This window comes from Pelagicoccus albus, assembly GCF_014230145.1.
In the GTDB taxonomy this organism is placed as follows: domain Bacteria; phylum Verrucomicrobiota; class Verrucomicrobiia; order Opitutales; family Opitutaceae; genus Pelagicoccus; species Pelagicoccus albus.
Genome location: NZ_JACHVC010000008.1, coordinates 67,309 through 87,871, shown reverse-complemented (window position 1 = coordinate 87,871; position 20,563 = coordinate 67,309). Strand labels below are relative to the sequence as shown.

At 53.3% G+C, this 20,563-nt stretch carries 14 protein-coding genes; 8 read left to right on the top strand and 6 right to left on the bottom strand.

Going from position 1 to position 20,563, the window contains the following annotated elements:
• Nucleotides 1–5 precede the first annotated feature (5 nt).
• A complete protein-coding gene (locus tag H5P27_RS08835; protein WP_185660041.1) occupies nucleotides 6–2,102 on the bottom strand; it encodes a TonB-dependent receptor in 2,097 nt (698 codons plus the stop codon).
• A gap of 341 nt (nucleotides 2,103–2,443) precedes the next feature.
• Nucleotides 2,444–5,194 (bottom strand): beta-galactosidase GalA, encoded by a 2,751-nt coding sequence (gene galA / locus H5P27_RS08830; protein WP_185660040.1) that lies wholly within the window; start codon nucleotides 5,192–5,194, stop codon nucleotides 2,444–2,446.
• Nucleotides 5,195–5,396: 202 nt separating this feature from the next.
• Between galA and trkA the strand changes: the two genes are divergently transcribed.
• Both trkA and H5P27_RS08820 read left to right on the top strand, forming a co-directional pair.
• Entirely contained in the window at nucleotides 5,397–6,758 is a 1,362-nt protein-coding gene (gene trkA, locus H5P27_RS08825; protein WP_185660039.1) for a Trk system potassium transporter TrkA, read from the top strand.
• A 13-nt stretch (nucleotides 6,759–6,771) separates the two neighbouring features.
• Nucleotides 6,772–8,247 (top strand): TrkH family potassium uptake protein, encoded by a 1,476-nt coding sequence (locus H5P27_RS08820; protein ID WP_185660038.1) that lies wholly within the window; start codon nucleotides 6,772–6,774, stop codon nucleotides 8,245–8,247.
• A gap of 82 nt (nucleotides 8,248–8,329) precedes the next feature.
• Here H5P27_RS08820 and H5P27_RS08815 read toward each other — a convergent pair whose 3' ends face one another.
• Both H5P27_RS08815 and H5P27_RS08810 read right to left on the bottom strand, forming a co-directional pair.
• Nucleotides 8,330–8,566, bottom strand: a complete 237-nt coding sequence (locus tag H5P27_RS08815; protein ID WP_185660037.1) for a ferredoxin — start codon at nucleotides 8,564–8,566, stop codon at nucleotides 8,330–8,332.
• Between the two features lie 48 nt (nucleotides 8,567–8,614).
• Nucleotides 8,615–9,886 carry a glycosyltransferase N-terminal domain-containing protein gene (locus H5P27_RS08810; protein WP_185660036.1) on the bottom strand — a complete coding sequence of 424 codons (1,272 nt, stop codon included), beginning with the start codon at nucleotides 9,884–9,886 and terminating at the stop codon, nucleotides 8,615–8,617.
• A gap of 173 nt (nucleotides 9,887–10,059) precedes the next feature.
• On the opposite strand from H5P27_RS08810, the gene H5P27_RS08805 reads away from it, so the two are divergent.
• From H5P27_RS08805 to ybeY, 4 genes are all read left to right on the top strand, one after another.
• The gene (locus H5P27_RS08805) at nucleotides 10,060–10,551 is read left to right on the top strand and encodes an HIT family protein (RefSeq protein WP_221774657.1); all 492 of its coding nucleotides are present in this window, start codon (nucleotides 10,060–10,062) and stop codon (nucleotides 10,549–10,551) included.
• 67 nt (nucleotides 10,552–10,618) lie between these two features.
• Complete coding sequence (locus tag H5P27_RS08800; RefSeq protein WP_185660035.1) at nucleotides 10,619–11,584, top strand: PhoH family protein; 966 nt, start codon at nucleotides 10,619–10,621, stop codon at nucleotides 11,582–11,584.
• Nucleotides 11,585–11,683: 99 nt separating this feature from the next.
• The gene (locus H5P27_RS08795; protein ID WP_185660034.1) at nucleotides 11,684–14,044 is read left to right on the top strand and encodes an HD family phosphohydrolase; all 2,361 of its coding nucleotides are present in this window, start codon (nucleotides 11,684–11,686) and stop codon (nucleotides 14,042–14,044) included.
• Nucleotides 14,001–14,477, top strand: a complete 477-nt coding sequence (ybeY, locus tag H5P27_RS08790) for an rRNA maturation RNase YbeY (RefSeq protein WP_185660033.1) — start codon at nucleotides 14,001–14,003, stop codon at nucleotides 14,475–14,477. Before H5P27_RS08795 ends, ybeY begins: the two co-directional genes overlap by 44 nt.
• Before the next feature lie 198 nt (nucleotides 14,478–14,675).
• Here ybeY and H5P27_RS08785 read toward each other — a convergent pair whose 3' ends face one another.
• Complete coding sequence (locus H5P27_RS08785; RefSeq protein WP_185660032.1) at nucleotides 14,676–15,479, bottom strand: SDR family oxidoreductase; 804 nt, start codon at nucleotides 15,477–15,479, stop codon at nucleotides 14,676–14,678.
• Between the two features lie 128 nt (nucleotides 15,480–15,607).
• On the bottom strand, nucleotides 15,608–16,444 hold the full coding sequence (gluQRS, locus tag H5P27_RS08780) for a tRNA glutamyl-Q(34) synthetase GluQRS (RefSeq protein WP_185660031.1): 837 nt from the start codon (nucleotides 16,442–16,444) through the stop codon (nucleotides 15,608–15,610).
• Nucleotides 16,445–16,825: 381 nt separating this feature from the next.
• Here gluQRS and H5P27_RS08775 point away from each other — a divergent pair, with 381 nt between their 5' ends.
• Both H5P27_RS08775 and H5P27_RS08770 read left to right on the top strand, forming a co-directional pair.
• Nucleotides 16,826–18,688 (top strand): ABC transporter ATP-binding protein, encoded by a 1,863-nt coding sequence (locus tag H5P27_RS08775; protein ID WP_185660030.1) that lies wholly within the window; start codon nucleotides 16,826–16,828, stop codon nucleotides 18,686–18,688.
• Nucleotides 18,689–18,702: 14 nt separating this feature from the next.
• Entirely contained in the window at nucleotides 18,703–20,553 is a 1,851-nt protein-coding gene (locus tag H5P27_RS08770; RefSeq protein ID WP_185660029.1) for an ABC transporter ATP-binding protein, read from the top strand.
• Nucleotides 20,554–20,563 lie beyond the last annotated feature (10 nt).

Here is a 20,563-nt window from a genome sequence, read left to right as displayed (position 1 = left end):
AGCACCTAATACTTCGCCCCGATTCTCACCCCCCAGGTGCGGGGCATGGACAGGTTGGCCATGATGCCATTCGCATTTCCACCGCTTGAAGTCATGACCAGCTCGTCTTCCAAGTTCTTAAGCGAAAGCGAGCAGTAGTAGCGGCGGTCGGAAGGCTCATAAGTCAGAACAAGGTCCGAGCTGGTAAAAGCAGGCTGCCACGTATCGACCGGATTTGGCGGCAGGGGAAAGTTGTCGTAGGACAAGTAGTAGCCCGAGTTGTAGCGGGAATTGAAACGCAGCCGGAGCAGGGACTGGTTTTCGAATTCAAAGATCTTGGAATAGGAAAACTGGACGGTCCACTCCGAGGCTTTAGCGAGTTGATTGCCGGATAGATCCCTTTGCAAAAAATCCCCCGAAAGATCAGTCGCTCCCAACTCGAAGGTGTCAAATCGGGCATCGAGCCAAGTCAGGTTGAGCGACAGCTTCTCGTTTTTCCCAAGTTGAAAGAGGCTCTCGAATTCCAAACCGCGAACGGGGATTTTCTCGGCATTTCGGGTAACCGTTCCCAACTCTCCAGTCACCGCATTCTGTTCGATGTTGGTGACTTGGAAGTTGGTGTAATCGTAATCGAAAACGGAGAAATTAGCTTGCAGACGTCCTTCGAGAAAACGGTTCTTCATGCCAACTTCACGGGCTTCAATCTCCTCTGGCTCGTAGTAGACATCTCCAGTTCCATCGAAAAAGCCCCCCGCCTTGAACCCAGTGGAAATCGTCGCATAGAAGAGCGATTCGTCCCGTAAATCGTATTCCCAACCAAATTTGTAGTCGGAGGAATCCCATTCACGATCCGCTGAATTAACAGAAAGCTGCACACCGTAGCTACCATCCTCCAGAACGGTGAATTGCCCGCCTTCTCTCGCTTTCCGGTCCCGAGTGAAACGCAAGCCTCCGATCAGTCGAGAGCGTTCCGTTAGCTTCCACGTCGCTTGTCCAAACACTGCCTTCGATTCGCTCAGGACATCGGGTTGCAAAAAAGCGATTCCCCACTCCGGGAATACGAGTGAAACATCGTTGTTCTCCTCAAAAAGAAATAATCCGGCCACCCACTCCAAGCGATCAGGCTCTTTGGTACTAAAACGAAGCTCATGACTCCTCAAATCCTGCCGGTTGATATTTGGGCCAGAAACAAAAGCCGGATCGGGTAAGGGCGAGACAGCAGTAGTGAGAATGGAATCTACAGTCTCCTCGCTATACGAACCGAGATACGACATAGAAACTGCTCCCCAACTGTTGCTGATTTCGACATTGGCTGTGGTATGGCTCTCGTCCTGCAAGTTAGGGTAATCGACTTGCACCTCATAGCCGGGAGCGCTCCCATCCACGGGCCGCAAGACAAAGGAGTTCCAAGCTCCCTTGAGCCTCGAGCCATGCACGGTGAACAGCATAGAAAAATCCTCGTCGGGCTGATAGATTAGGTGCACGCGGGCGCTTTTGCTATCACCCCACCCATAATCCTTCGCATCGGTAAGCAACTCGCTAGAGTTATCGATGTAACCATCTTGGCTCGACGCATAAAATGCAGTCCTTAGGGCCCAAAGCTCGCCTAGCGGCAGATTGACGAATCCGTCGAGCTCTCGCTGGCCGTAGCTACCGTATCCGAAATTCAACTCCGCCGATTTAACCTGATTAGGCTTATTGGTAATGACATTTAAGCTACCGGCTATGGTATTGCGACCGTACAAGGTACCTTGCGGACCTCGCAAAACCTCAACCCGCTGGACATCATAGAAAGCGACCCCCGCCGATTCAGGTCGGGCATACACGACTCCATCTATCGAGAAAGCCGCTGCCGGATCCCCAACTTCGCTGTTATTGGAACTACCGATTCCACGAATCGCGATTTCCATGGCGTTAGAGCTCTTGGCTATATGAAGGTTGGGCAAGTAGCTCCCTAGGTCGGCAGCGCTGCTTATCGCGTTTACCTTCAACTCTTCCGAATCCACGACACTCATGGCGATCGGGGTTTTCTGGACCGATTTCTCAACCGTTTTTTCCGCCGTAACAAAGACAGTATCCAATTCGAATATATCTTCTTCGTCCGCCTCTTGGATCGCGTACATGATTGAACAAGCAAGCGGAGCTAAACAAATAACTAGTTTAGGAGAAAATCGAAATTTCATATACACACCTGAACCGTAGCGGTCTTAGTCTCTGAAGAGCTTGCCATAGCCCCTGACACTTCGGAAGGAACCGAAAACCTTAAACACAGCCAAAGAAGGACGCAATTCGCGGAGTGATATTTAGCAAGATTATCTCATAGGCACCCTGCCCCAATAGGGTAAGGGTGAGCCCAACGATTCATTATCCCAAAGTGAGGCTGATCGAATCCCCCCAACCTAACTTGGTCACAAAAAAAGCGAGCCGCTCAGAAAAAGCGACCCGCCCACAGAAATTTACTAGCCTAGTGGGCTGAGATAATGAGAGATACCGCCTCTAGGCCTTCGCCTTCCGCCTTGAGGACGATCTCCCCCGCCTCACCGGTGCTCTGCACGATGATCTGAGCGAGACCGTTGAAAGCCTTTCGCTTATATTGCTCGGCAGGAGTCGTGATGGCGAACGCAAGCGGGGAAAGGGTCTGGACATCTTCACGAGCGCCCCACTCGTCGAATGGCATCGCTTCCATTTTCAAGACGTTTCCGCTCGCCTTTAAATCAAGCGATTCCACCGGCACCGCTTCGTCGAAAAGGGCGTTATCCAGCAGCTTACCATTCAAGGTAAGCTTGAGATCCTTGCCGACTGGATTGAGCAGCATGCGGGCACTTTGTCCCTTCTCCAGCTCGGGGCTGTCGAAGGTCGTTTCGAAAACAACAGGCTGATCGGTGATTGAAGCCTTGGGACCGACCCACTCTCCTACCTTAATCTTTTCAACCGATTCGTTATACTGATCGGGCTCGAGCGATGATGGATTTCCGTTGCCCACTCCGATGATTTCGCCCGGTCCTTCGATGGTGAAAAAGGCCAAATCGTCCGCGGTCGGAACGACGTCTCCTCGTTCATCCAAAACGCTCAAGGTGATAACCGAGATATCCTGACCGTTTGCCTTGATCTCAGAGCGATCCGGTTCCAATGCGAAGGCGGCGGATTCGCCGGTAGTGCGTACCCGCTTTTCCGCGACAACTTTTCCATCCGTGTAGCCCTTGGCCAACAACTCGCCGGGAGCGTATTCAACATCCCATGCCAGGTGCCCGTTGTGCGGCATCTCTTTGCGGCCTTGGGATTCGCCATTAACGAAAAGCTCAACCTCCTCATAGTTGGAATGGGCTCTGACTTCGATTGTCTCGCCTTCCTTACCGGGCCAATTCCAGTGCGGGAAGATGTGCAGAACCGGCTCATCCGACCACCAGGACTTTAGATAGTAATAACCATCCTTCGGGAAGCCACAGTTATCGAGAATACCGAATTGCGAAAGCACTGCGGGCCATTCGTAAGGTGTCGGCTCGCCGCGATAGTCAAAACCAGTCCAGAAGAAAACACCTGCCGTGTAGTCGCGCTCGTCATAGAATTTCCAGCCTAGCTCGGCGTTTCCACCGGAAGAGCCATTCTCCTTAGGGTGCTGATGAGCCAAAGCCGCGTCCTCGAAATAGATACCGCGGGTCTGCTGCGTAGTGGTTTCTTCAGTACCGATGATTATCTGATCAGGATAGTCCTCATGCTGCTGATCGACGTCACCGTGCTTAATGTAATTAACTCCAAATGCTTCGATGGTGGAAGAGATGCCGCCCCAACCGCCGCTCACCGCAGCAGTCACCACACGAGTCGGATCGAGCCGGTGCACAAAGTCCTGCATACGCTTAGCGATCCGAGCTCCAAAGATATTGCCCTCGATGCCCCATTCCTCATTACCAACCGACCAAACGATTACGCTCGGATGATTGCGGTCGCGCAGGATCAAGTGCTCGAGCTGGTCGAAGTGGTACTCGTTAATGCCCATCAGGCGAGTCTCGTCGATCACTAGCATTCCGAGGCGATCGCAGGATTCCAGCAGGGCGGGCGACGCATGGTGGTGGGAAACTCGATACGCGTTGCTTCCCATGTCCTTAAGCGCCTTGATACGGAAATCTTGCATCGCGTCCGACATGGCCGCTCCCACTCCCGCATGGTCTTGGTGGTTGTTGGAGCCCTTGAGCTTGACCGAGCGTCCGTTGAGGAAAAAGCCTTCGTTAGGGTCGAAGCGTATCGTGCGAACGCCGAATGAAGTGCGGTACTCGTCGATGAGCTCGCCTTCGGAATCCTTCACTTGGGTAAGCATGGTGTAGAGGTTTGGGCTGTCCAAATCCCATAGCTTCGGCTTTTTGAGCATCAGGTCTTGAGACACGACTCCGCTCTTCCCCGCGCCGACTTCGATCGAGAGGCTCTCGGCCTTGGCGACTTCCTTTCCCTTGTTATCCAAAATGCTCTGGAAAACGGAAACGGTGGCCGCTGAATCGCTGTCGTTGGCGACCTTGGTTTCGACCGAAACTGCCGCCTTGTTTTTTTCGACTTCAGTGGTGACGTAAGTCCCGTAGCGGGCCACGTGCACCGGAGCAGTCTTGAGCAGATAAGCATGACGATAGATCCCCGCACCCTCGTAGTACCAGCCTTCCTCCATGTAGGCGTCGGCACGAACCGCGACCACGTTTTTCCCGCCATAGTTCAAATACTCGGTGATGTCATAGGATTGGGAGACAAACCCACTGGGCTCCTGCCCAACAAAAAAACCATTCACAAACACCGCCGCGTCGCGGTAGATCCCGTCAAATTCGATGCGGATCCGCTTGCCGAGGTCGTCCTCCGAGATGTCCAGCTCCCGCCGATACCAGCCCACGCTGCTTTCTGGGAAGCCGGGGCCAATCGCCTTGAAACCGTGGCTGTAGCTGGCGTCCGGCGAGAACTCCGCCTCGACCGCCCAGTCGTGTGGAATGGAAATTTCCCGCCACGCCCGGTCGTCAAAAGAGGGAGATGCCGCCCCGTCACCAAAACCGGTTTTGGCGAGATAGGAGAAATAGCCGAGCCCGTGTCCGAAATCCTTTTGCTTATCCGTGGCGTGCCCGAGAGCGAATTTCCAGCCGTCGTTTATCTGGTCTCGGGTTCGTTCCGAGGCTTGGGAGCTGCTTGAAAAAGCTGCGGTTGCCGCAAAGAGAGCAGCGAGAAGGGGGAGTTTCTTGAGTAGCATAAAGCGATGATGAATTGAGTGGGGAATTCCTACGAAGAAAAGGCTCGGGATTAAGTCAAACTCAAGGCCCCGGGTCGGATGGGGACGCAACTCTCACACAAGAGGAAAAGCCAGAAACCGTCGCGTCCCGCTTTAACAAACAACTTTAGGTGTCAAAAAGTGGTTCTTGAATCGCGGCGACTGTTCGCCTAAAGGCTCAGCAATGAAGATCGTTATCGTTGGAGCCGGCGAAGTCGGTACCCATTTGAGCGAAACCCTCAGCGTCGCCGACCACGATGTCACCGTGATCGAGCGCGACGAAGCCTTGGCGCAGACTCTCACCGAAACCGTGGACGTGCGGGTGGTGAAAGGAAATGGCTCATCCGCCAGCACCCTACTCAAAGCAGGCGCCTCAAAATGCGACTTCTTCTTGGCCATGACCAGCAGCGACGAGACCAATCTGGTCTCCGCCTCCCTAGCCAAGGCTCTCGGAGCAAAGAAAACCTTCGCTCGAGCCCACGACGCCACTTACCGAGACAACACCTTGATAAACCACCAACGGCACTTCGGCATCGACCATCTGGTAAATCCAGAAGCACTCGCCGCGGTGGAGCTCGCCAAACGTATTCGAAATCCAGGACGCGTGGCGGTGGAAGACTTTGGCCGAGGCCAAATCGAAGTGAAGTCCATCGAGATCCAATCCGGAGCCAAGGTATGCGACATTCCCCTGAAAGACCTTAAACTGCCGGGTAACATCCGCATCGGTCTGGTGCAGAGAGACGACACCAACATCGTCGCCAACGCCAACACCACCCTCAAGGTCGGAGACCAAGTCACTGTTTTTGGCCATCCGGACTCCCTGTTTGAAACCAAAGCCCTCTTCGACCCTTCTTCCAAGGGCTCCAAGAAGATATCGGTTACCATTCTGAGCGGCTCGGAAATCGCGATTTCCCTCGCCCGACTTCTCTCCAACCCTCGCTTCAAGATCCGCATCATTGAGCGTGACCTGAAGCACTGCGAAGCTCTCGCCGAACGCCTTCCATCCGTAACTATGATTCACGGAGACGGCACTTCGCTTCGCGTCCTCGAGGAGGAGGAGATTGGGCACTCCGACTTCTTCGTAGCCTGTCGCAAGGACGACGAGGACAATATCATGACCTGCCTGCAGGCCTTCAAGCTCGGAGCCAAGCACACTATGCTGGCGATCAACCGGGCCGACTACATCGAAATCTTGGAGAAGCTGAACACCAACCTCGGAGTAGAGCTAGCCGTTTCCCCCCGTATCGCCGCCACCAACGAAGTCCTCCGCTACATCGGCAAAAAGCCTTTCATCCAGCTGGAGGACAGCGTGCGCGAGGAGATCGACAACAACTTCATCATCGAGTTGGACATCGCCGAGAAATCCTCCGTTGTGGACAAGAAGATTCGCGATATCGAATGGCCAGAAGAGTGCGTTCTGGTGGGGCATGAGCACAACTACATGCCTAGAACCCCGACTGGGGACGACATCTTGAGAGCGGGAGATTCCATCATCGCGATCATCTGCAAAAGCCGCATCAAGGAGCTGCTAAAGCTAACCAAGTAGCTCCCCTCTCCGCATGAATTTCCCTCTCGTTTCGAAGCTGCTTGGGGTCGTGATGCTGATCCTCGCAATCGCCTTCGCGGTTTGCCTCGGCGTCTCTTTCCAGCTGGATACCCAAGAATTCGGAAAGTTGGCTCGTACCGCTTTCATCGCATCCACCTGCACGGCTTTGGTGGGGGCAGGAATGTTCTTTTGGGTTGGCCGCAGGCATACCAAAAAATTCTTCCGTAAAGAAGCGCTCTGCACCATCGGGATTTCTTGGCTTTTGGCCAGTTTGGTTGGAGCCATCCCCTACATGATCGTGGTGCCGGAAGTCGGTTTCGCGGGCGCGATTTTCGAAGCCGCTTCAGGCCTGACCACGACGGGTGCATCCGTGCTTTCCAACTTGGAGCAACTGCCTCCCAGCCTGCTTTTCTGGCGTTCGCTCAGCCAATGGATCGGCGGCATGGGAGTCGTCGTCTTCTTCGTAGCGGTATTGGGCTTCATCGGCGTGGGAGGAAAAATGCTCTACGCAAACGAGGCATCGGGAACCGTGAGCGAATTTGAGGAAAGCCGTATCCAGTCCACGGTCGCTCGCCTAGTCTGGGTTTACATCGGACTTTCTCTGGCTTGTACCCTGAGCTTTTGGATCGCGGGAATGAATCTCTTCGAAGCCATTAATCACGCCTTCACCACCCTTTCGACCGGAGGCTTCAGCACGCGAAGCGGAAGCCTCGCGGATTTCCATAGCCCCGCTATGGAGTGGATCGCGATCGTATTCATGATTCTAGGGGGCGTAAGCTTCCTGCTCATCATCCGCTTGAGCTGTGGCAGGTTCTACTTCCTGCGTCGCAATACCGAGTTCCTTGCCTACTTGCTCATCATCGTTTTCGCATCGCTGATGATCGCCTCGACTCTCGTGCTGGATGGCACCAGCAACGAAGCACACCACGCTATTCGGGCTGCGACTTTCCAGGTCGTGACAATCATGACTACAACCGGCTTCGCCACCGAAGACTATGTAGCCTGGTCCGCCCTTCCTCAAATGACTCTGCTTCTCCTGATGGTAGCCGGAGGTTGCTCGGGATCAACCGCAGGCGGCATTAAGATTTACCGCATCGTCGTAGCCATCCGCATTTCCTTGTTGAGCGTGGAACGTTCCTTCCGCACCCGCGTCGTGCGGCAAATTCGCCTCAACGGAAACGTGCTAAGCCAACAGGCCTTAAGCGACGTATCGATTTATCTAATACTTACCTCGGGCGTCGTGCTCTCTTCGATCATTGTCGTCTCTATTTTCGAGCCAAACTTGAAGGTTGATACGAATTTGAGCGCCGTATTCGCCTGCTTTTTCAACATTGGTCCTGGCTTGGCCGAGGTGGGTCCTACGGAAAACTTCGCCTTCATGCACACGCATACCAAGTACTTCCTGGCCCTGCTAATGATCATGGGCCGCTTGGAGCTCTACGCCATTCTCGCCCTCTTCTCGCCATCGCTCTGGAAGCGCTTCTCCTAGTAGAGCTCGGCAAACAGGCACAAAAAACGCGCCTCCTTGAGAGAGTCGCGTTTTAAGATCGGTAAGGGCTTAACTGCGCAGCCTATTCGTCGCCGTCGTCTCCGATCGCCTCAACTGGGCAACCTTCGAGAGCCTCCATACAAAGATCGATTCCCTCTTGGTCTTCCGGTTGCTTGTAAACGAAAGAGTAGGCTTCGTCGTCGTTGCGAGTGAAGAAGTCTGGGGCGGTTTCACGACAAAGGTCGCAGTCGATGCACTGCTCATCTACGTAAAACTTGCCGGCTGTGTTGTCTGCCCACTTATCGGATTTGTCTGCCATAAGCGTCGTTTAAATCGAAAATTCGCCCAATGTGTCAAGATGGGAAAGCTACCGAATAACCCAGTCAAGGGCCCCTCGAACCGTGCGCTCGACCGCCCCGCGGCTTCCAGCATGCCATAGCAGCCCGCCTTCCCCGAGCTTCTGCCGTCGCTTCGGGTCTTGGCTGAGCTCCACAAGGGTCGCAATCGCCTCCTCTTCGTCGCCAACTTCAATGGCAGCTCCGTGTTGCAGCAAGCCCTCTCGAATGCTGCGAAAATTAGACATCCCGGTGCCAAAAACCATGGCTTTGCCCAGCACTCCGCACTCCACCGGAGTCTGCCCTTCGGTATGGGGAGGAAGCGACTTCCCAACAAAAGCGAGATCTGAAAGTTGGGTGAGGGCCCGCAATTCGCCGTGCGTATCCGCGATCAAAATATCCAGATCACCTTCGGGGGCTCCACGGCTTTTGAAGTGCCAAATGAAATCGTCTGCTTCCTCTCTGAGCATCGCTTCGATCTCGTGCCGGCGCTCGGCGTGGCGAGGCACGATTAACAGACGCGCCTCTTCGTCCACTTCCCGAATCTTGCGGAAGGCGGCGATCAACATTTCCTCCTCGCCCGGCCAGGTGGAGGATCCCAGCAATACGAATCCGTCGCCCAATCCCAGCTCGCCCCGCATGGTTGAGCGGGTGACTTCGTCAAGAATCGGCTCGATTACGACATCCACCTTTATGTTGCCGGTGGAAACAACGTTTTCCTCCGACGCCCCCAAGTCGATGAATCGCTGGCGGTCGAGATCCGAACAGGCGAAAATCTGGCTCGTCAGCTTCAGCATGGAGCCAAAGATGCCTTTCAGTTTCATGGCCCTGCGGAAGGAGCGATCGGACAAACGTCCGTTTACCAGCAGAAAAGGCACCCCACGCTTGCTGGCCTGCCAGATGTGCTCCGGCCAAAGCTCCGTTTCAGCGCATATTGCCAAATCCGGGGCGATCGCACTCCAAACCCGCGAACTGAAGGGAGCGAAATCGACTGGGAAATAGGAAATGCCAACCGCGAGCTCGCAGTATTTTTCCATCGCCACCGCATAGCCGGTGCTGGTGGTCACGGTGAGGTAAATCTCGATGCCATCTTCGCTCGCCAAGCGTTTGATGAGCGGCTCAATAGCCAACATTTCGCCAAGGCTAACCGCTTGGATCCAGATCCGTTTGGACTCCTTTTTCTTGGGAGGGATCGAAAGCCCGGCTCCAAAACGAGTCATAAATTTCTCCCGGTAGCCTCCTCGCTTCCGAATGTGCAAGTAGTAGCCGGGCAGCGTCAACAGCCACAGCGGCAGAAACAGCACTCTGTAAATCCAAATAAACACCCCGACCTCAAAACCAAGTCTTCCAAGCCAAAGCAAGCTTCCTCCTGCAGCGTTTTACAGCCTACGAAATGCTCTTTCTCCGGCTACCGAGCCGCTTGAAGCGCTCATTGACAAGCCCCTCCCTCGAACTATTCTCCGCCTTCTTAATCAAGATGGATCACCTTCACGCATATTGGAGAATGGAATACGTGAAGCAGGAAAAGACCCCTGCTGAGCGGCATCCCTTCGTCGAACTCCCCAAGATGGACGACGATCGGGCGACCTTGGTGCTATCCCGGGAGAAACACAGTTTCATCCTCATGAATCGCTATCCCTACAACGCTGGGCACCTCTTGATCCTACCATATCGCGAAGTCCCAGATCTGGAGAATCTATCCGACGAAGAGCTGCTCTGCTTCACCAAAACCACGCTCAAAGCCAAAAAGCTTCTCGCCAAAGCCCTGAGGCCGAACGGCTTCAATATCGGGATCAACCTTGGCGAAGCAGCGGGAGCCGGCGTGCCCAAGCACTTGCATCAACATGTCGTTCCGCGTTGGAGCGGAGACACCAACTTCATGCCGGTCCTCGGCTCGACTCGAGTCCTCCCACAATCGCTGGAAGCCATGTGGGACCACCTGAAGGAAACGCTCGAGAATGAGTTTTAAGGAGTCAATTTGAGCAGAGTTGCTCAGAATTTGTCTCCATACACGTTTCGATCCATACCAACGCTAGATGCCGAGTCGTAAGATCCATTTCCAGAGCCCACGCCAATTGAGCGAGCTCTACTGCAACCAGGAGGAAAACCTCGAATTGTTGGAGTCCACCTTCCCCGTAAAGGTCGTCTGCAGAGACAATTGGGTACAAATCGAGGCCGAATCCGAAGAGGCGATTCAAGCCGTGGCCGACGTCTTCGAACTTCTCCTTTCGGGGAGAGAGCAGGGGCTATCCATCAAAAACGCTGACTTCAAGAAGACAGTGGAAGGCATCGCCCAAGGCCAAAAGGGCGATCTCGCGTCCTTGTTCGAAGGTGGATCCGTCATCAAAACAAAGCGTAAAAGCATCGTTCCCAAGACTTTAGGCCAAAAAAGCTACCTGAGATCCATATTTGAGAACGACATCGTTTTCGGCATCGGTCCTGCTGGTACAGGCAAGACCTACCTCGCGATGGCCGCAGCCGTCTCCATGCTAATCGAAGGGAAGGTAGAACGTATCATACTTAGTCGCCCCGCGGTCGAAGCCGGCGAAACGCTCGGATTCCTCCCAGGCGACCTGCAAGAAAAGATCCTTCCCTACCTCCGCCCCCTCTACGATGCGCTCAATGATATGCTCAGCCACTCCGATATCGAGAAGCTCACCGAGCGCGGCATCATCGAAATCGCTCCCCTCGCCTACATGCGTGGCCGAACGCTCAGCAACTCCTTCGTCATCCTCGACGAGGCTCAAAACACCACATCGGAACAAATGATGATGTTTCTCACCCGCCTAGGCGAAGGCAGCCGTATGGTGATTACCGGAGACCTCACTCAAGTGGACATCCCCAAGTCGCGATCTTCCGGACTTTTGGAAGTCAAAAACATACTGAAAGGCATCAAAGACATCTCCTTCCACTTTTTCGACGCCAGCGATGTCGTGCGTCACCACTTGGTCCAAAAGATCATTCAAGCTTACGACCGATACCGTGGCGATACTCGCCAGTGATCGATTGCAAAAGCTGCATCAGAGCCGCCGAACAATACCATTACGTATATTCGCCCAATCTAATTTGAATCATTTGTTCCCTAACGAGTCTTTCCTCATATGCCCGTCTCCGAGCAGATAAAGGCCTGGTTTCAACAGACGTTTCCGAAAAAACGGAAACGGCGTACCGAAACACCCTCGACCCTTCCTCGTTACCTGGAAGAGAGCTCGCTGGTTGGGTTTCTGGTTTTCCTGACCACGGTCGCCCTGATCGTGATCACGAGCTTCGTGGGCATCAAGCCGAGCGGCTTCCAAATCCTGGCGAACCAAGTCGCGTCCATTCGTATTTCCGCTGCAGAATCCTTTTCCTACCGTTCGGATATCCTAACGGCTCGGAAGCGTCTTCAGCTCCTGGAAGAGGCCCCTCATGTCTACCGCATCGACATGGAGCCCTACGAAACTTTCGAAGCGCATGCCAAGGCGCTGCTGAAAGACATTAAGGATTTTAAGGAGATCGAAGATGATCTCTCCGCCAGTGAAGCCGAAAGGATGATCGAGACATTAACCAGTGCCTTCAATAAGAAGGGCAACTACCGCGCGAACGCTGAAGGCATGGCCCAGATCGTCACCAATGCGGACTACAGTACCATTGAAAACCTCATCAACACCGGACTGATCACTATCAAGGAGAGCTTCAAGGTAGGCATCTACGACGAGAAGGACCCGACCTTCAATTTTGGTAGCGGGGCGGTGGCCGTTTTCCACATTGCCAACCAAGACAAAAAAATCAGCCAGAAACGTGTCGAATCCATCGAAGAGGCCCTTCGTTCCATTCGCATCAATATCAGTTCCGCCAACGTATCTCCCGAAACAGCCGACGCTACTCTGAGAATTTTCCGAGACGCCCTGCAGCCCAACCTCCTCAAAAGCCAAGAGGAGATGGAGCAACTGCGCCAAAAATTGCTCGCCACCTTCGAGCCAGTCATCGTGCACGTGCAAGAAGGGGCCTCCATAATCGAGCCAGGACAGCCGGTCAGCAAAGAGCAATACGAGCAACTCGTCGCCTATCAACGACACATCGCCGGCAAGAAGGTGGGGGCCATCGACAATCAGCTCATCGGCAGAATCCTGCTGGTGCTAGCTATGGTATTCGCGGCCACGTTCTACATTCGGCTGGAACATAGGGCTACCTTTCAAAGCAATGGCCGATTGGCCCTACTCGCCCTCGTGGTCATAACCAACCTTGTTCTGGTTCGCACCTGTTACGAATTGGGTAGCTTCGAGGCATTCCTATACGACAATCAACTCTCGGCGATCATTCCGTACATAACGCCGACCATTCTGGCTCCGATCCTCGTAGCTATCCTGCTGGGCACCGGTCCCGCCCTGCTGGCCTCCCTCATGATCAGCCTTTTCACTGCGGTGATGTTCGGCAACCGCTTGGACCTGCTAGTGATGTCTTTCTTGGCCTGTACCGTGGGAATCTACGTCACCCGCAACTTGCGCAAACGTAGCCGCGTGGTGACTGCCGGCTTTTTTGCAGGCCTCAGCGTAGCCCTCTTTACCCTGATGTTCAACCGAGTGGACGGCCTCCCTTGGTCGACCATCATTTACCAAATGACCGGCGGATTGGGCACTGGACTGGTCGCAGGCGTGATGGTCGTAGGTCTTCTTCCCATCCTCGAAGGCTTATTTAAACGGACCACGGATATAACGCTGCTGGAACTATCGGACTACAACCACCCGGTCTTGCGGCGCATGCAATTCGAAGCTCCAGGGACTTGGCACCACTCGCTAATGGTAGCGAACTTGGCGGAAAACGCGTGCAATGCGATCAATGCCAATGGCCTGCTCGCCCGCGTGGCTTGCATGTTTCACGACATCGGCAAGCTGGTCAAACCGGAGTACTTTACCGAAAACCAACTAGACGGATTTAATCCCCACGACGAAAAAACGCCGTCCTTCTCGGCTTTGGTCATAAAGTCGCACGTGAAAGAGGGCGTCGATTTGGGACTGACCTACAAGCTCCCTCGCCCCATCATTGACGTCATACGTCAACACCACGGCACCAACCTGATCCGCTTCTTCTTCCACAAGGCCAAACAACAGGCCGAGGATCCTGCCCACGTCCAAGAATCCACATACCGCTACGACGGACCGAAACCGCAATTCAAGGAGAGCGCCGTGATCTTGCTGGCCGACTCCGTGGAGGCCGCGTCCCGCTCCTTGGCCAAAGTCACCCCTCAGAACGTCGAGGAATTGGTAGACCGGATCTTTAGCGCCAATATCGAAGATGGTCAGCTCAACGACTGCCCAATCACTATCGCCGAGGTCTCCAAGGTCCGCGAATCCTTCATCTTCACGCTACTCAACTCCCTCCACACCCGCATCGCCTACCCTGGCCAAAAGCTGGAAGAAAAACCCACGCGTAAAAAGGATGAACGCAAAACAGAACGCGCCGAAGCGAACCCAAGTAAATAATCTCTGTCCTGAACTCGGGCTCGACGAAGATCAGATCGAGCGACTCATCCTGACCCTCGATAAAGCAGGAGCCTTCGACGCACCAGCCGGCGAATTATCATTCGCATTCGTCGACAAGTCCTACATCGCGCAACTGCACGATCAGTTCATGGGCGACCCCACCCCTACCGATGTGATCACTTTTCCAGCAGATCCAGATATCGATCAAGCCGGTGAGGTCATAGTCTGCCCTCAAGTCGCCAGAGAGTACGCCCAAACGCATAGCCTAGAGTTTAGCGACGAACTTGGGTTGTATCTCATTCACGGATACCTGCACCTGTGCGGATTTGACGACATAGACGATTCTGATCGCCAGCTTATGCGAAGAGCAGAACAACAAGCTCTGGAGATCGCCCGGGAAGCGGACAGCCTGCCAAGCTTCTCTTTCCGCTAATAATCTCCGGCCACATTCCTTCGAGGTGACTCGAAGCATCAGTTTGCAAGGTCATCCCTGCAATGCGCAGTGGTTTACCAATCCCGTCCACCTTGTCTCTAGCTTGGCTTGAGTCCTGCAATCGAAAGTCAAAAGGGCACAGAAACAGAGCCACCTTTGGGTCCACTGCAAACGGCCTAAGCTCCCATCTCTGGTCACCTATTGGGATGACCAATTCGACTCAAAACTGGGATAAAGCGTCAACCCGCCATCGACCACCAAGGACTGGCCAGTTACGCTTTTGGCATCATCGCTCGCGAGATAAAGAAACGCTTTCGCGATCTCCCGCGAATCGATAATCGAACGCTGAGGAACATGGGACTTCGTTTCCTCCCTTGTTTCCGGATCTTCGAGTTCGTCATTGATAGGCGTATCCACGACGCCTGGACAAACGCTGTTTACCCGAATTCCTCTGCTCGCGTATTCTAGGGCAAGGGTTCGGGTCATATTGCCTAATCCTCCCTTTGAAGCGGAATAAGCGAGAAAGCCGGGTTTGGGAATCACCTGATGAACGCTGCTATTGTTTAGGATCACACCCTCAGTTCCCCGACTCACAAAACGCTTCAACGCTTCTACCGAACAATAGATCGGCCCAAGCAGGTCGACACCCAATTGCATTTGCAAAGAGGAAGGTTCCAACTCGTGAGAGGCCGACTCCTTCTGCATCCCCGCATTGTTGACCAACACATCTAATGAACCGAGGCTCTGGTCGATTTGGCTGAACATTGAACTCACCTCTTCGGGATCGGAAATATCGCAGTTGATCATCAAGAGGTCCGAAGCAGGCCGACCACCCGATTCGAGCTTTTCCAACAGTTCCTTTTCCGTGTTGTCGCGTTTCTCGTCTTCGCTGTGGTAATTCACAACCAATCGAGCGCCTTCTTCCAAAAAGAGCTCCGCTACAGCTTTACCAATTCCAGAGGTGGCTCCCGTCACCAATGCTACTTTTCCATCGAGTTTCATACCACGCAGTTTGCAGATACCGCGCTAAATGAATATTAACACGAAATACTCGATTTCTGTGGACAAAACACCGATTAGCCGTGGCGAATCGCAACAATGTCTCTGCAAAAAGCAATGGATCAAAAAACTTAACCCGCGAGTGAACTGCGGCCAAGACTGATAAGGTCAGCCGGGGTTACCCCCGATGTTCTTAGCTCGCGCAACCCTTTGGATCCTGCCCTTTTGGCCAAGCGCTTCCCATCTGTATCCAATATCAAAGGACAATGAAAAAAAGCCGGGACTTTCGCTCCCAATGCTTCGTAGAGCAGCAGTTGTCTGGCAGTGGAAAGCAGCAAATCCTCCCCTCTCACGATTTCCGTAACACCTTGAGCTACGTCGTCGGCGACTACCGCCAGCTCGTAGGAAGGAAATCCGTCTTTTCTCCAAACCAGAAAATCGCCAAAATCCTCTCCCGCTAGGAATGATTGATCTCCAAGGCGTCCATCTTTGAACTGGATACGTTTTCCATCTGGCACCCGAAACCTCCAGTTAATCGTAAACAGGTCCTCAGCGGAAGCAAACGCTAGCTCCTTCTCACGACAGGTACCGGGATAAATCAATTCCCCACCTGATTCGTGCGGAGCGCGTATCGCTTCGGCCACATCTTTGCGGGAACAGGAGCACGGAAAAACAAATCCGTCCGCTTTCAATCGCAAAAGTATCTCTTGGAAATAGCTAATCCGCTCGCTCTGTTTCACAACCGGCAGTTCCCATTCCAAACCAGCCCAAGCGAGGTCTTCCTCCAACGCGCTCACAAACTCGGGCTTGCAGCGCGACTGATCCAAATCCTCTATTCGCAGCAACAGGCGCCCCTTTACCAGACGAGCCCTTCTCTGAGCTTCCAGAAAAGTGCAGGCATGCCCCAAGTGCATATAGCCAGTCGGAGTCGGAGCAACCCTTCCTACGTATGCGCTAGATTGGCTCATAACCTGTCTTAATTTTCCTCCGACTCGTTCTTATCACCTGTAATACCGTGAACACTACATATGTAGTTTACTAAAACTTTTTCTTGCATGATGCAGGACAAGCAACTTTATTTTGCCCACTTAACTTATCAGACAACCTGTAACGTCCAAGTCAATGAAGCTCATGGTAACCACATTCAACCCAATCCTCGAAAAGAGGCTCGAGCTAGACTAGACGAAACTAAGTCAGATGGCTCGACACTACATTCAGCGGGCCAGCTAGTTACAATTTTCCCTCCCATCCCTTAAGGCCCGCTTCACAGCGGGCCTTTCTTTTTTGCCCGCGTTTGAAGCCGAACAGAAACGTTCATCGTTCAAAACTCTTATTCCTTCCAGCGGACAATGACTCTCAAACTACAAGACACTTCCGGCAAGGTCCTTTCCGGGCCCAAACTCGTCTGGACCCTCATAAGAGGCTTCCGCCTCAAATACCTGTGGGCAGCGATCTCCCTATTCATCGCGACCGCTTTCCAATTCGTCGTGCCTCTCATTGGAAGCGCCACCATCGACTACGCCCTAACATCCGAGCCCAACAGCTCGGAGCCTATCCTCAGACACATTATAGATTTACTGGGAGGCTCTTCCCTTGTATCCGAAAATCTTTGGATTCCGGGTGTTGCCATGCTTGGCTTTGCCGCTCTGGGAGGCGTATTCAACTACTTCCAAAAGCTCGCAGCCGCTAAAGCGTCCGATGGTATTTGCAAACGCCTCAAGGACCAACTCTACGATCATATCCAGCGCCTTACGAACAGCTACCTCGACGGCTCTCAGACCGGGGACCTCGTTCAGCGCTGTACCTCTGACGTGGAAACGACACGCATTTTCCTAGCAGCCCATATAGTGGAGATAGGACGCGGCCTCATCCTAATCGTAACCGTTTTGCCAATCATGCTTTCGATGCACGTGGGGCTCACGGTCGCATCCATGGCTCTGATACCGGTCATAATCCTTTACAGCTATCTATACATCAAAAAGGTGAAGCATCTCTTCACTCAGGTCGATGAAGCGGAAGGCCGCCTAACCTCAGTGGTGCAGGAAAATATCACCGGGATCCGCGTCGTTCGCGCCTTCGGCCGACACGACTACGAAATCGAAAAATTCGAAAAGCCAAACAGCGAGTATCGCGATACCAGCATCAAGCTTATCGGTATCATGTCCTGGTTCTGGTCCGTTTCGGACATAGCCAGCCTCACCCAGATCGGCATCGCCCTTGTGGCGAGCTCCTATCTCGCTATACAGGGAAGCGTATCCGTAGGCACTATCTTCGCATTCCTCGCCCTCATGAACATGGTTCTCTGGCCCGTTCGCATGATCGGACGGATCCTGACCGATTTCGGTAAAACCTCAGTAGCGCTGCAACGTATCAACGAAATACTCACGCAACCATTCGAGACTGAAAGCGACCAAGTCGAGATCCAACCGGATTCGCCTTCCCAAGGCTTCATCGAAATGAAGGAGGTTTCCTTTTCTCACAATGAAGGAACCCCCACGGTAAACGGAATAAACCTACGTGTCGAACCGGGCGAGACCTTGGCCATACTGGGCCCTTCGGGCTCAGGAAAGACAACCCTCATGCACTTATTGCTGAGATTCTATGACGTAGACAAAGGCTCTATAACCCTCGACGGCCATGACCTTCGAACGCTAGATCGCGCCTACCTCAGAGCCCAGTTTGGCGTAGTCCTGCAAGAGCCATTTCTCTACTCTCGCTCGATCGCCAGCAATATCAAGCTGGGGGTCGAATCGACCGACCAAAAGGACATCGAAGAAGCAGCGAGAATGGCCTGTATCCATGACGCGATCACAGACTTCGCCGATGGATATGATACTGAGATCGGTGAAAAAGGAATCACTTTGTCTGGTGGTCAACGGCAGCGTGTTGCGATCTCGCGGGCCCTTCTTCGCAACCCTCCTGTTCTATTGCTCGATGACGCCTTGAGTGCCGTCGACAACGAAACCGAGTCTTCTATTATCGAGGCTCTACAAAAACGTCGCGGCAAGCGGACCACTATCGTCATTGCCCATCGCCTGTCGACCTTGGCCCACGCTGACAAGATCGTGGTCATGGAGGGTGGTAAAATAACGCAATCCGGCAACCACGAGACCTTGAGAACAGAACAGGGCTTGTACCAAAGGCTCTGGAACATCCAAACCCAACTGGAAACAATTCTCGCCGAGGAAACCGAGGCGAAAGCAGAAAACTAGGAGTCCAATTTTCAATGACACAAGAACCAGAAGAAGAATTCAGCTCGAAAATCGACCTGAATCTCTGGAAACGGATCTTCCGTTTCGCTCTTAACCACAAGCGCCTGCTGATTCCGCTCACTCTGAGCGCATTGGTGCTCAGCCTGATCGACGCGGCCTTTCCCATCGTTACTATGATGGCTGTCGACATCGTCGAAAATGAAGGCGTACCCAAAGACTTGCTACCAGTCGCTGGCATCTACTTTGGTCTGACACTCGGCTTGGCTGGGCTCGTCTATTTGTTTATCCGCTGCGCGGGTGGCATCTCTCACCATATCGCTTTCGACATCAAACGAGACTGCTTCAAACGGCTCCAGGAGCTGGAGTTTTCCTTCTACGACAAGCAGCCTACCGGTTGGCTTATCTCTCGATTGACCGCAGACTGTGACCGTCTGTCTCGTATTCTGGCATGGGGTTTTCTCGACCTGATGTGGGGCAGCTTTTTCGTTTTGGCCATGTCGATAACCATGCTTATCCTCAACTGGAAGCTGGCCCTAATCGTACTGGCTACCATTCCACCTCTGGTCGCAGTTAGTATCTACTTCCAGCGAAAGATGCTGCTTACTTCGCGACAAATCCGGAAGCACAACGCACGCATCACCGCTTCCTACAACGAAGGGATAGCTGGCGTCAAAACCACCAAAACCTTAGGCCGCGAGACGGAAAACCTAAACGAGTTCGAAGGCATGTCCACAGATATGTATTCAGCTTCTGTACACCGTGCCCTGCTTAGCGCAATCTACCTGCCTCTGGTTATGATCATCGGTAGCATCGGTTCAGGTTTAGCCCTCTGGTACGGCGGACTCAATGTCTTGTCCGAGGCCATCACTCTGGGAACGTTGGTCGCCTTCATTAGCTACGCGGGCAACTTCTTCCACCCGATCAATCAGATCGCTCAGATCATGGCAGAAATCCAAGGAGCACAAGCGGCAGGCGAACGGGTAATGAGCCTTTTGGCCACCGAGCCGAAGATTCGCGATTCGGAGCAGGTAAGCGAAAAAATCCATAGCCACTCAACTTCGAATAATCAATCCGAAGCCACAGCCATCGACGGACACGAAAGCTACATACGAGATATCGATTTCTCGGATGTCACCTTTTCCTACGATCGCAAAAACACGGTTCTGAATAAGTTCAATCTGACGGTGAAGCGTGGGCAGACCATTGCCTTGGTCGGACCCTCTGGTGGAGGTAAAAGTACGATCATTTCACTCGTATCCAGATTTTACGAACCGGTCGAAGGTGAAATTCGATTCAATGGCATCGACTATAGGGAGAGGAGTCTGGCTTGGTTGCAGGCCCAGCTCGGCATCGTTCTGCAGACACCTCACCTCTTCAATGGCTCAGTCATGGAAAACATCCGCTACGGACGTCTAGATGCAACTCCGGAGGAAGTTCGGGAAGCGGCCACCCTAGTAAATGCCCACGACTTCATTATGAAATTGGAAGACGGATACGACACAGTGATTGGCGAAGGAGGAGCTCGTCTTTCCACCGGAGAGCGGCAGCTGATCTCCTTCGCTCGCGCCCTCATTGCGGATCCACAGATCTTCATCATGGATGAAGCGACCTCTTCGATCGACACGGAAACCGAAAAACTGATACAGGATGGAATGCAGCGGGTCTTCAAGGGCCGCATTAGTTTTGTCATCGCTCACCGGCTTTCCACGATTCGATCTGCCGACCAAATCCTAGTAATCTCCAAAGGAGAGATCGAGGAACAAGGCACGCACGCAGAGCTACTGGCCCAACGTGGACATTACTATCACCTGTACGTTAACCAATTCCGCCGCGAGGGGGAAGAAAACGCCCTAGAAGCGGGGTAAACACAGGGGC